Origin of the sequence: Neglectibacter sp. CSJ-5, from assembly GCF_032490475.1 — a bacterium.
GTDB lineage: Bacteria > Bacillota > Clostridia > Oscillospirales > Acutalibacteraceae > Hominenteromicrobium > Hominenteromicrobium mulieris.
In genome coordinates, this window is the sequence record NZ_JAVYJC010000002.1 from 503,034 (window position 1) to 515,472 (window position 12,439).

The 12,439-nt window shown below is 45.6% G+C and carries 11 protein-coding genes; 10 read left to right on the forward strand and 1 reads right to left on the reverse strand.

Annotated elements, in window-relative coordinates:
* Nucleotides 1–11: 11 nt before the first annotated feature.
* The 10 genes from R2K26_RS06540 (at nt 12) to R2K26_RS06585 (ending at nt 11,515) form a co-directional block, all read left to right on the forward strand.
* Nucleotides 12–632 carry a hypothetical protein gene (locus R2K26_RS06540; protein WP_308449923.1) on the forward strand — a complete coding sequence of 207 codons (621 nt, stop codon included), beginning with the start codon at nt 12–14 and terminating at the stop codon, nt 630–632.
* Nucleotides 619–2,511: an ATP-binding protein gene (locus R2K26_RS06545; protein ID WP_316519299.1), complete on the forward strand. Its 1,893-nt coding sequence runs from the start codon at nt 619–621 to the stop codon at nt 2,509–2,511. The genes R2K26_RS06540 and R2K26_RS06545 overlap by 14 nt, the downstream gene beginning before the upstream one ends.
* Before the next feature lie 186 nt (nt 2,512–2,697).
* Nucleotides 2,698–5,595, forward strand: a complete 2,898-nt coding sequence (gene mobP3 / locus R2K26_RS06550; protein WP_316519300.1) for a MobP3 family relaxase — start codon at nt 2,698–2,700, stop codon at nt 5,593–5,595.
* Nucleotides 5,596–5,613: 18 nt separating this feature from the next.
* Nucleotides 5,614–6,192 carry a hypothetical protein gene (locus R2K26_RS06555; RefSeq protein ID WP_316519301.1) on the forward strand — a complete coding sequence of 193 codons (579 nt, stop codon included), beginning with the start codon at nt 5,614–5,616 and terminating at the stop codon, nt 6,190–6,192.
* Nucleotides 6,176–7,120: a DUF3991 and TOPRIM domain-containing protein gene (locus tag R2K26_RS06560; protein WP_316519302.1), complete on the forward strand. Its 945-nt coding sequence runs from the start codon at nt 6,176–6,178 to the stop codon at nt 7,118–7,120. The genes R2K26_RS06555 and R2K26_RS06560 overlap by 17 nt, the downstream gene beginning before the upstream one ends.
* Nucleotides 7,117–8,922, forward strand: coding sequence for a type IV secretory system conjugative DNA transfer family protein (locus R2K26_RS06565; protein ID WP_316519303.1), 1,806 nt, complete (start codon nt 7,117–7,119; stop codon nt 8,920–8,922). Before R2K26_RS06560 ends, R2K26_RS06565 begins: the two co-directional genes overlap by 4 nt.
* Before the next feature lie 84 nt (nt 8,923–9,006).
* Entirely contained in the window at nt 9,007–9,582 is a 576-nt protein-coding gene (locus R2K26_RS06570) for a hypothetical protein (protein WP_316519304.1), read from the forward strand.
* Between the two features lies 1 nt (nt 9,583).
* A complete protein-coding gene (locus R2K26_RS06575) occupies nt 9,584–10,180 on the forward strand; it encodes a hypothetical protein (RefSeq protein ID WP_316519305.1) in 597 nt (198 codons plus the stop codon).
* Nucleotides 10,181–10,299: 119 nt separating this feature from the next.
* A complete protein-coding gene (locus tag R2K26_RS06580) occupies nt 10,300–10,536 on the forward strand; it encodes a type II toxin-antitoxin system RelB/DinJ family antitoxin (protein WP_316519306.1) in 237 nt (78 codons plus the stop codon).
* Nucleotides 10,537–10,669: 133 nt separating this feature from the next.
* The gene (locus tag R2K26_RS06585; protein ID WP_316519307.1) at nt 10,670–11,515 is read left to right on the forward strand and encodes a helix-turn-helix domain-containing protein; all 846 of its coding nucleotides are present in this window, start codon (nt 10,670–10,672) and stop codon (nt 11,513–11,515) included.
* A gap of 150 nt (nt 11,516–11,665) precedes the next feature.
* On the opposite strand, the gene R2K26_RS06590 is transcribed toward R2K26_RS06585, so the two are convergent.
* Nucleotides 11,666–12,157: a type III toxin-antitoxin system ToxN/AbiQ family toxin gene (locus tag R2K26_RS06590; protein WP_177714046.1), complete on the reverse strand. Its 492-nt coding sequence runs from the start codon at nt 12,155–12,157 to the stop codon at nt 11,666–11,668.
* Nucleotides 12,158–12,439 lie beyond the last annotated feature (282 nt).

Genomic DNA, 12,439 nt, shown 5'->3' on the forward strand with positions numbered 1-12,439 from the left:
TGGAGCAAAAAATGAAATCAAACAAGAAAAACGACAAAAAGGAATCGGCAACGCAACAACTGCTGAATCTGAAACAATTTGTACCTCTCCAAATCGGAGATAACGGTGCGGTAGCCATTGAAGGTGAAGACGGTATGCTGTACACCTACATCATGCTGCGGCCGGACAACATCTCTGTTCTTGGCCGCAGTGAGGTGCTTGCAAAAATTCGCAACCTTCAAAATATCCTTTCAGATGTTGCCGAGCTGCAAATGCTGTGCATGTCCTCAGCGCAAAATTACGAGGATAACAAGCGTTACTACCGACATCTCGCAGAAACCACCGAATCCCCCATGGTAAAGCAGCTCTGCTTGCAAGAAATCGCTTATCTGGATGAAATCAACATCGCGATGAGCACAAGCCGCGAGTTTGCAATGATCCTGCGTCACCGTGCAGATCGTCTGGATGACGCTCGGCGCAGCATTATGCAAACCCTTAATCTCATCCGCGAACACCAGTTTCATGCTCGCATCGCAACAAAAGACAGCTTCAAGCGTCTGCTTGCTATTTACTACGTTGGAGACATTTACACAGAGCATGTTCCCGATTTTGACGGAATGCAATATATGGAGGTCAACAATGCCACTGTTTAAGAAAAAGGCTGAAATGCCTACACCGGAGGAAATTGAAGCAGGCAAAGTCAAATCCTACAAAGATTTAATCGCGCCCTCTGTAGTCTCCTTCAGACGTTCGCCGGGGTATTACATTCTCGGCAATACGTATCGCTGCGTTTGGGCGATCCGTTCATACGCAGAAACCGTTGAAAAAGATTCACCGGAAATTGCTTTGCTGCGCGAGCTCGGTGAATCTGACGGTATAACGCTGCATATCTACACACGTCATATGCCGACCGTAGAGCGCGATGAAATCTTTCACCGTGCCCAAAACCGCACAAATATGCAAAAACGCTCATCCTACAAGCTGCATGAACAGATTGAAGCCGATGAGCAGCTTACTACGCTTTCCCGCATGATCCGCGAAACACAGCGCACGAAAGAAACTTTTGTGTACTGCGCCGTTTTCATTGAACTGATTGCAGACAGCCTCGAGCGTTTACAATCGAAGCAGATCGAAACGCAAAGCATTCTGACGCACCATAAAATCTTAGTGGATAAGCTATACCTACGGCAGCTTCAAGGCTTTGAAAGCGTTAAGCCCAACGGCAAAAACGCTTTCGGCACAGAATTTGAGCGTGTTTTCCCAGCAAGCAGCGTTGCAAACCTGTTTCCTTTCTCCTACTCCGGCAAGAATGACAAAAATGGATTTTACATCGGCCGTGACCAGAACGGCAGCAACATCATTGTAGATTTTGACCGGCGCGCCGAAGACAAAACCAACGGACATATCCTAATCCTCGGCAACTCCGGCGAGGGTAAATCCTACTTGATGAAGCTCATCATCACAAACGTCATCATGGCGGGCAAAAAAGTATATATCCTCGACCCGGACAACGAATATGGAGAGTTGGTTAAAAACCTCGGCGGTACGTATCTGGATATGATGGACAGCAAATACTACATCAACGTGCTCGAGCCGAAAACATGGGTTGACCCGACGCAGGAAATCAATGAATTTGATGATTCCCCGGAAGCCTTTAAAAAGCAAAATCGCCTATCGCAGCACATCGCCTATCTGCGAGACTTCTTTTCCGTTTATCAGGACTTTTCCAGTGCGCAGCTCGACATCATCGAGATCATGTTAGAGGAAACCTATAAACGTCGCGGCATCACACCCCGCACGGACTTCACAAAGCTGACCTCTGAGGATTACCCGATTTTGAGCGACCTCTACCGCATCATCGAAGAAAAGCTCGAAAGCTATGATGAAGAAGCCGCACTTGCCGCTAAAGCCGGTCATCCCGTTATGTACAGCCTCGAAATGCTCAAATCCGTCGGTCTCGGCCTGCGCGGTATTTGCATCGGCGCTATGTCTCGATACTTTAACGGGCACACCAACATACCAAATTCAAACTTTATCGATTTCTGCGTCAAAGATGCACTCACCACAAACGACAATCTGAAGAACGCTATGTTCCTGAATATCTTCTCCTATATGAGCCACAAATTCCTGACCGAAGGCAGCTGCGACCTCTTTGTCGATGAGCTTCACGAGTTCGTGAAAAACCGTCTGGCAATCACCTACATCAACAGCTTCATGAAGCGTGGCAGAAAGAAGGAATCCGGCGTTTGCATCGGTTCGCAAAACGTGGAAGATCTTCTGAACCCGAGCGTTATCACATACACAAAACCGCTCATGTCTATTCCGACCCACAGCTTTCTGTTTCACCCCGGTGCAAACTGCGATATTTCGGAGTTTCAGCGCACAATAAACGTGCAGCCGTGGGAATATGAGATCATCCAGACACCGAACCGAGGACATTGCCTCTATAAATGCGGTGCGGAGCGCTATCACCTCTCCGTCCGTGCCCCAGAGCACAAATCTGCACAGTTCGGTAACGCCGGTGGACGCTAAAAAGCGGAAGTACTTCCGCTTTTTGTATCGAATCCTCGGCAAAATCGCCCTTTTTATTTCTATACAAGGAGATGAATGCCTATGGACGGAGCACGTCTTATTCTAAACGCAAGATACTTTCATATCGCCCAGACCGGTGAGAAAGCCACAAAGTACGCCTTTGTCGCCGAAGCCGCAGCCGGACTGGTGAACTACATTGCGACGCGTGAATCCGTCATTTATAACTACGATGAGCATTATAAGGAAGTGAGTGCCACAGAAGCACAGCGCGAAGCTATAAATCAATTTCTTGAGGTATCCCCTGACCTTGAGCTTTCGCGCGAATTCAAAGCCTACGACGAAGACCGCAGCGCCGCAAACGCCAGCGCTCTGATCTCACGTGCCGCACAATATGTCTACGGCATGACAGCAGAAGGTGACGTTAAGCCCTCGGCCCCGGCCACACGTGCTCAGCGAGAACGCATACAGGAGTTTGTAAACAAAGTACCGGCCATCCGTCAAACACCGGAATACAGCGACTACAAGGCCTCCCCTACGCGTGAAAACGCAAGCGAAGTACTCTCTCATGCACTCGAAGTCGGTCTCGCTAATGCTGCCGACCCCGAAACGCTTGAAATCATGCTCAACTACATTGCAGAGCGTCCGGGCGTCGTCCATAACGAAGGCAAAGTGCACGGACTCTTTACCGTAAACGGTGCAGCTGACCTCGCTGCCGAAAAGGAGGCTATTGCCGCACATACCGGCAATATTTACAGCATGGTCTTCTCTTTACGGCGCGAAGATGCCGACCGCCTCGGGTATGACCGACAGGATGCCTGGTCTCAGTTGTTCGCCATTAAGGCGGACAAAATCGCCCAAGCGCTGCGTGTGCCGACCTCTAAGCTGCACTGGGTTGCTGCCGTGCACAACACAAAGCATCACCCGCACGCACACTTTATTGCGTACAGCACTGAACAAAAATCCCGCATATACCTTTCCGAAGATGCCATCGAGCAGTTGAAATCTGAATTCGTTTCGGAGATTTTCGCTGAAGAACGCCATCAGATTTTTGCCCCACGTGAAGAAGCACGTCAACAGCTTGAAGACCGATTGGAGACCTTGTTCACACAGCTCGAGCATAACAGCAATGCTGCCGTTACCGATCTACTCTTGCCGGAAAAGCTTGCAGCGTTACGCAAGTCCATTGAAAGTGCATCCGGTCGGCATGTGTATAAATATCTGCCAAAAGACACTAAAGCTATGGTAGATAAACTGCTCGATGAGATTAGTGAAGTTCCGGAGATCAAAGAGCTGCTTACAGAGTACAACAAGTATCAACAGCAGCTCGAAGCTTATTATAAGATGCCGGACGAGCCTAAGCCCTTATCTGCCGCGACCACGCGCAGCAACTTGTATCCTTTGAAAAATCTCGTCGTACAGTATGCCTTGCAGTTCGAACCTTCACCCCCATTGACTCCCAAAACTGAAAATTCATCTGCAAAAACCGGAAGTACTTCCGGTTTTTCTTATTCTGATGCGTTGGATGAGCCTGAAAATGCACAAATGAATGAACCGTTCAAAGCGACATGGAAAACCAATGACATAAGCAGTTGGAGGGATAACATGAAAGTTCAAAGTTCTTCGCCGCCGTATGACGGAACAGCCGAAGAAAAATACCGGTATGCCCAGTACCTGCGTTACGATGAAAAATGTCCGCAAGACGCTATCCTGTGGTACAACCTTGCGGAGCAGCTCGGTCACACCGAAGCCGCCTATCAGTTAGCGCAGTATTATTTGCAAAAGGGCGAAGATCAAGACGTTGAACTCGGTAACTATTATTTGCTAAAAGCCAAACTCGGGTTTGAAGATACCCTGTTAGATAGCGTCAACGCCATGCAGCTTCAAGCAATCTCGGCTGGCAACACCTATGCAGATGCCATTGCCGATTTTGGGCCACTGGAAGCTGAAGAAAAGAAGCAGCAGTGCGCCATTAGCAGAGCCGCTTATTTCCTCGGCCGTATTTACACAACCGGCATTGAAATCGCAAACATAGACGGCATAGAGTCGGACGATCTTCCCGCACTGCAAGTCGCGACTGATCCGCATAAAGCAGCAGCTTATTTTGAGTTTGCTTATAGAAGTGGGTATAAGCACGCCGCCTATTATCTCGGCAATTTGTATTTCCACGGTAAGCTCTCCCCTGCCGACAAACCGGATTATGAACGTGCCGCCGGTTGGTATATGGCCAATACTGAAAACCCCTATTGCCAATTTGCACTCGCAAAAATGATTGAACACGGGCAAGGCTTTACGCCGAATGTCGAAACCGCCGAAACACTTTACCGTAAGTGCTTAAACGCAAATGATTATTTAACTGCCGAATCCTCTTACGCCATAGCGCAGATGCAGAATAACGAGCAGCTGCCTTTAACCGATATGCAAAAGCTCTACAAAACTGCCGCTGAAATCTGGCTAAAAGACGATCATCCCGAAAACCATATTCACTTGCGCCTTGCACGCATGTATGAATACGGTCTTGGCGTGCCCGAAGATCTTTCACTTGCAATAGACCACTACAAGGCCGCACTGAAAACACCGGAAACCGAATATAAGCTCGGTCAACTCATGCAGCGTATCGACGGAGATGCAACGGAGATTTACGCACACTATGCGGCAGCACGCGTCGGTATGCTATATGCTGAAGAACATCGTCCTACATCGGCAACAGCACAACAAGCCGTGCGCCTCGCAACTATGTATCGCTACGGACTCGGATGCGATGCAGACCATGAAACCGCCGTGCACTGGTATACAGTCGCGGCTGAACGCGGCAGCATTTATGCACAGCAACGCTTAGAAGTCATGGAGATGCAGCGTATCCGTCAAGAGCAGCGTGCAGCAGAATACGCCGAAAAGCAACAGCAGCAACAGAACCTCAGCTTTGCTGCTCGCCTACTCAATACGATAGGCAACGCTTTGCGCCGCCAAACGCTGCGAGATCAACAGTCTGCCACTGCCACTACCGACCGAAAGCAGAGACGTATGCAGCGCAGGCTTAAACGAGCGCTCGGTCAAAAAGAAGACTACGAACAAATTTTCCAGTAATATCTTTAAGGGATCCCTATGAAGAAAAAAAGCAACAAAATCAACTTTAAATCTAATAGTTCACGAGCTATATACAATTATGTTCTCGAAAACAATTACGAAATTACTGTCAAACAAGCTTGTGACGAGCTTGCCGTAACACCGAGTCAGGTTTATAGCTTAATCGGCCTACTGCGAAAAAAAGGCATGAATGTCCGTGTCATCCGAAAATCGGTCGAGAATCAGATCTACCGAGAAGCACGACAGTACATAGAAGAACACAACTGTGAAATTTCTATCGCAAATGCCTGTCGAGATCTTAATGTATCCAGAGAACAGCTCAACAATATGATGCATAAATTCCGTAAAAACGGTATGCAGATTTCCATTATCCAAGCGAGCGACATCATAAAATTGCCGCTGAACAAAAACACTGAAGAAGCCGTATATCAGTATATTGTCGACCATAACTACTCTATTTCATCCAGACAAATGCGCACAGATTTATCCTTGACAAAACAGCAAACAAAGTCCTTTCTCCAAAAATTCCGTCGTAAGGGCATAGAAATTACCGTCGCAGAAAGTAAAAAGAGGAATTCAGATGCGCAGTCACAGTGAATATATTCCTCTGACACAAGATCAGATCGCGCTTGCACAGCACACAGACATTGTCGAATATCTGCGCGAACGCGGTGAAAAGGTACAAAAAGAAGGAAATCATTACATCTGGAAAAAGCACGATAGCTGCGTGATCCACGGCTATAAATGGTATCAAAACAGCACCGGCAAGCACGGCGCTGCCGTAGCTTTTGTGCAAAACTTCTTTCACAAAAGCTTCCCGCACGCTGTGCTTGAGCTCATCGGCAACCGACAGATCACTTTTGATCTCGCCGCCCCTCCTCCCACCAAACGAGAAGCAAAACCCACAGACATGATCCCCGTTGCTTTCTGCCTGCCGCCAGCTGCACCGGATAACCGTCGTCTGTATGCGTATCTCACGCATACACGCAACATCGCACACGAGATTGTCAATACTTTCATTGATGAGCATTTAATTTATCAAGATAAACAAGGCAACATCGTATTTGTATGCTATGACTGCTTCGGCCGCGTAAAATCAGCTCATAAGCGCGGCACGAATTCCGCGCAGCGTTACCGTAGCTTTGTGACCGGCGGCGAATTCAACTGCGGTTTTTCATACGCTAATGATAACGCCACGGTGCTGTATGTATTTGAAGCACCCATCGACTTGATGAGCTTTCTAACACTGCATCGGCATAAACCGTGGCACAGAGCAAGCTACTTATCGCTTGGCGGGCTTTCAGAAGATCCTTTACGCCGATTTCTCAAGGAGCACAAATCTATTCAACGTATCGCTTTCTGCTTTGATAACGATATAAATAAGCCCGAAAATCGAGGGCAAGAAGCCGCCAAACGCTTCATGCGGCAGTTTTCCGGCAAATACATAACCTCTATTCTGTGCCCGTGCAAGAAGGACTGGAACGACGTTTTGAGAGACAAAATTCAGAAAGGAGAGTTTCTATGACCCCACAGCAAATTATATTTTTATCCATCGTCGGTATTGCTTTGGTCGCTTTGATCTTTTTATCCGAGTCACAAAAGCGCTACAATTTGGACTCTATTAAGCGTAAAACCGTCGGCGACGGCCAGTATGGCACTGCCCGTTGGGCAACACAAGATGAGATACAGAGTTCGACTATCCAAGTTCCTTACGAGCCGGAAGCGTGGAGATACAACGAAGAAAGCCGCCCGACTACCGCAGGCATCGTCGTTAATTTGACACAGAACAAAAAACAAATTCTCGCAACCATCGATCCTTCAGACAGCCACACTCTCATGGTTGCCGGAACCGGCGGCGGCAAAACCACCACCTTTATGATTCCGAATATCGAATACGCGCTCGCTTGCGGTACTTCCTTTATCTCAACGGATAGCAAAGGTGACCTGCTCCGTTTATACGGCAAGCTCTGCGAACAATACGGCTATACCTGTTTGAATATCAACTTCCGCACACCGATGAAAAGCGACAGCTATAATTACATGCAGCTCATCAATCTCTACATAGATATGTGGCGCGATGACCCTAAACGTGTAGACTACCACAGCCGCGCCGAGCGCTACGCAAAAGCTCTTGCAAACTCTATTGTCCACACAAAGGGCTTTGACGGCGGCGGTCAGAACTCGTATTTCTACGATTCCTCTGAAGGCTTGATCACCTCCATAATCCTGCTTGTTGCGCAATACTGCAAGCCAGAAGAACGTCATATCGTTTCCGTATTTAAAATACTTCTCGAATTCGTTCAAACCGTTAAATCCGCGAATGATGAGACCGATAGCCAAAGGAAAGTCAAGCAAACAAAGCTGAATGAAATTCTCAGTCTTCTACCTGAAGATGATAAAATCCGTTGGTTTGCAGGCTCCGTACCGGGCAGCGAGGGTATGCAGTATTTATCTGTTATCACAACCTCCATGTCCCGCCTGCTTGCCTTCATCGACTCAGAGTCAGAAAACATTCTCTGCAAGAATTCCAAAATCACAGTCGCAGACATCTACCAGAAAAAAGTTGCCGTATTCATCACATTCCCGGAAGAAGACGCCACAAAACACGTATTGGTCTCCCTTTTTCTTAGCCAGATCATAAATGAAGCCATCGTCTATGCAGATGAATGCACAAAAGAAAACAAGCTTACACGCCGCCTTTATATCTTCGCCGATGAATTCGGCATTTTTCCTTATATGGGCAACATTCTCGGCATGTTCGGCGCTTCGCGATCCCGTAACATTATTATCGTGCCCTGCATCCAGTCACCGGCACAGCTCAGACAGACCTACGGTGCAGACGGCGAAACTATTATTCGAGACTGCTGCCAGACCGTTATTTTCGGTGGCTTTTCCCCCATGTCCGATACCGCCGTTACCTTCAGCAAGCTGCTTGGAAACCAGACTGTCGCTGCCGGTTCCGTTTCAACCAACAACCGGGAAGGCCGCAGCCTTTTTGGTAGTGGATCAAATAGCAGCCGCAGCGTCAACATGATTGCCCGTCCGCTGATGACACCGGACGAATTGCAGCTCCTGCCCTTTGGCAAATGGGTCGTCAACCGGCGAGGCAGTCACCCGTTTATCGCCAATATGCCGCGCTACGATAAATGGGGCATTCGCCTAGAAGCTCCTTATATCTCCGAAACACGAGAGTATGTGGCCACCGCCTACGCCAAGTTGGATGATGTTATACGAACTATAAAAGAAGAAAAATGGCGACAGACTGTACGGGAAAAGCGAGAGTCTGCCAATCCGTCAGAGTCCGTGGGCAGCACCGCAGATTATTAAAAACCGGAAGTACTTCCGTTTTTTAAATCTTTTTTCAAAAAAGTTGAAATATACTGATATTTATGTAATAATGGAGTGGTACAAATGTTTGAGATAATTATTCAATTCTTAATTGGAGTTCTGACACCTATAATTTTTATCGGAGGGATAATAGCTGTGCTTAACGAATTGATTCAATCTTTTGAAAAAAAAGAAGAATACAATCGGAAATTAGAGGAACTCGAAGAAGAAATCAAAGAGTTCTCTTCTCAAAACCAAGCGCTTGTAGAAGATTGTAAAAGTACAATTCGCGAAATTGAACTTGAACATCAAAAAACTATACAGTCCTTGTCCAGATGTTCACAATCACTATACAATGAGGCAAACGCTGTTCTTAAAAACACACATGACCTAATGATTATCAACGGTTTATTGTCCGAGCGAATTCAGACTTTATTAAAATATGCTACTACTTCATTAGAACCAGAACAAGAATCCAAACTGATAGAAGAAATAACATCAGCCATTAATCACATTAAAATGGAAAATGAACAAATCGCTCATCATCGGCAAGATCTCGAAAAGGCTATGAGAGATATAGAGCAACATGATTTAGAAGTGGCTCAAAAACAAGAACTCAAAGAAATACAAGGGCATCATTTTGGAGGATTAAGCATATAATATGACAAAAAAAGAAAAATCTCAACAAAGCAAAGAGCCTCCCAAGTATATCCGTGTATTGAAAATACTATCGATTTTTTCTTTGTGCCTTACTATGCTGTTATTAGGTGTGGTAAATGGAGCTACTTATGTTGCGAAAACCGATATTGGACAGGACATATTAAAAAAAGCAAGCATTGCTCTTCGGCCACACACTCCTACTATTATATGGCTTTGCTTCGCTTTATTGACTATCTATATTTTTGCAAGATTGATAATTAAAAAATGGAACGCTAATGATAAAATAAGCGACATAGACAGAATTACTAACCGTGCAAAAAACGAACGCGATAAAGCTTCCAAAGCCAAAGAAGGAATTTTTAATTTACGAAACAGCATTCTTCTTGAAGACATTCAAACATCAGGTAAAGTAAAAGATGAGCTTTATAATTATAGTAAAGAGATAAGTCATACACGGATTGAACAAGAGCTTGAGTGTCGAAATGCGAAAAGGAATTACAATAAAATACTTAAAGAACTCTATCTTCTGACACTCAAAGCGTACAAAAATCCCTCTGAACAAATAAAACAACTGCACGATGAATTGAATAAGCTATAGCAATGCTGAAAAACCGGAAGTATTTCCGGTTTTTTATCTTTAAATATATCATTTGCCCTATAAAGTTTGCTTTTTCCTCAAATAGAATATATAATACTTTAATAAGGAGTGTAATTTAAATGGCAAACACCTCTGCACTTTATGTTCGTATCGATACTGAAGTGAAAGAAAAAGCCGAAAGCATTCTCACACAGCTCGGCATTTCTCCAACAAGCGCCATTCGAATGTTTTACAGCCAGATTGTTCGTGAAAACGGTCTTCCTCTAAGCTTGCAGCTATCTTCAGCAAGCCCCACAGTCACAGATGATACAAGTCTAGAAGAAATTGACGCTGAACCAACGAAAGAAAGTACTTAAAACAAAAGCCCTACGCATCGGATGAGGCAAGCTTTCCTCGTAAGCCTTAATTTGCCTCAGATTTAGCTCAAAAACCGGAAGTACTTCCGGTTTTTCTTTTATCAAAATCAAAACTCAGAAAGGAGACGCCAGTATGGCAAAGCAAAAGAAAACCGGCTTCGGCACGTACATTACGACACTTGTCGTCGATTCTGATCTCACAACCACCGAAGCCCGCCTGTTTGCATTCATGCAGCTTCATGTCGATTACCGTACCGGTGTTTTCGATCTGAAGCGCAAAACGACCTGCGCAAAGCTTGACATCAACCTCACCACATATACCCGCGCTCTGCGCACCCTTATCGAAAAAGAGCTCGTTTCTGTCAAGCACCGTACTCGCGGCGGGCAGCAGATTACCTCTCATATTCAGCCGCGCATGGAGGGATTCAAGCTGCGCTTCCCGCGTTATTTGATTTCCGAGCTCCGTGATACCGCCTTTTTGGTCTACGTCGAGCTCTTAAACCGCTGCGGTAAGGAGTCCTGGTCTCTGAGCCGTCGTGTGCTCGCCAAGAAATTCCACTGCTCGGCCCTCACAATCAGCCGCGCAATCCGGCAGCTCAAGGAACGCAACTTGATTGATGCTGTACCGGACTATGACCGTCAGGGCATCAATCGTTTCCGTGCCCTCTCCCTGCATGAGCGCGTAGCACGCTTAAAGCGCCAGCATAGCCGCACCATGCTCTTTTTCTATCAGATGCACAAACTCGTGCTCGAACGCAAGAGACAGCGTACAGCTGCCCTGAAGCGCCGTTATGCGTATTCCCTTTTTGCAGCACCCTTATCATCTATGCACCTGCTCTTTCCTATACCCCGTTGTTTTATTAGTAAGGAAAGAAAAAATAAAAGGTTACCATTAGCTAAGAGTAATTCTCTAATGGGACTTTTGCGCCGAAAAGCAATGGATTGTGCACGAAGTCCCATGGTGGAGTTTTCCGGATAGAAAAAAGAAAATGAGCTGTGACCGGGTGAAGGAATCAGCTCATTTTCTCAGGCAAGGTGACACTACAAGTGCCCCTTTTCTGCTTCCAGTATAGGTTTTTTCTCTTCGTTTGTCAAGCAAAAAGCGGAAGTACTTCCGCTTTTTCAATTTTTATTTTCTTTTATAGCTTCTACATTTATCTTCTAGCAACGCAAAATCATTACATCTCCGAGCTAACGAGGTTGAATCACCATTGATCTGCTTGTGTTTATATAACGCAGCAGCATTCTTCTGAATCTTTTTCTGCACGGACTTTATGTAGCGATATTCAGCAAGAAGTAATGATTTGTAATTGGGATCTTTGATCGTTTCAAAATTCACATATACACGTTCACTGTACGGTACAGGGAACATGTTATTCAAATTTATCACTGCATATCTGAGAATTTTGATAAAATCCAATCCCTCTTTCATTTTCTCGTGTTTTGGTTTAAAAGAAGACAAAGGTGCAAAATACTCCATGTCGTTTATCTGAAAAACGATTCCGATATACTTTCTCTGATTGGCTTGTCCCTTTTTACTATTATGAAATAAATGCGGTGCATACGGAGCAAGATAGTCAACATATTTTGCATTGATTTCGTAAAATCTGATATTATCCATTTCCCCTCCAAGATAAAGAAATAGGGCGGACACAAAGCCCGCCCTGCTAGGTTACGTTCGCATTCTGAGCAGCGAAACACTCACTTGTAAATGTCTTGATATAGAGCCAAGAGAAGCTCACGTATTAAATGTCTCACTTATGGGCTGAGATACACCCTCTAAGCGGAGATGCAATATCTCCACTATTATTATATGCAAAACAACTTCCTTTGTCAACAGATTTGCTGCTAAAAAACCGGAAGTACTTCCGGTTTTTTTGCTTTTCATCCTCGCCTTTGTTAG

Bases quoted from the DNA above. Each gene is read 5' to 3' on its own strand.
- R2K26_RS06540 (WP_308449923.1), top strand. From the start codon at position 12: ATGAAATCAAACAAGAAAAACGACAAAAAGGAATCGGCAACGCAACAA.
- R2K26_RS06545 (WP_316519299.1), top strand. From the start codon at position 619: ATGCCACTGTTTAAGAAAAAGGCTGAAATGCCTACACCGGAGGAAATT.
- R2K26_RS06555 (WP_316519301.1), top strand. From the start codon at position 5,614: ATGAAGAAAAAAAGCAACAAAATCAACTTTAAATCTAATAGTTCACGA.
- R2K26_RS06560 (WP_316519302.1), top strand. From the start codon at position 6,176: ATGCGCAGTCACAGTGAATATATTCCTCTGACACAAGATCAGATCGCG.
- R2K26_RS06565 (WP_316519303.1), top strand. From the start codon at position 7,117: ATGACCCCACAGCAAATTATATTTTTATCCATCGTCGGTATTGCTTTG.
- R2K26_RS06570 (WP_316519304.1), top strand. From the start codon at position 9,007: ATGTTTGAGATAATTATTCAATTCTTAATTGGAGTTCTGACACCTATA.
- R2K26_RS06575 (WP_316519305.1), top strand. From the start codon at position 9,584: ATGACAAAAAAAGAAAAATCTCAACAAAGCAAAGAGCCTCCCAAGTAT.
- R2K26_RS06580 (WP_316519306.1), top strand. From the start codon at position 10,300: ATGGCAAACACCTCTGCACTTTATGTTCGTATCGATACTGAAGTGAAA.
- R2K26_RS06585 (WP_316519307.1), top strand. From the start codon at position 10,670: ATGGCAAAGCAAAAGAAAACCGGCTTCGGCACGTACATTACGACACTT.
- R2K26_RS06590 (WP_177714046.1), bottom strand. From the start codon at position 12,157: ATGGATAATATCAGATTTTACGAAATCAATGCAAAATATGTTGACTAT.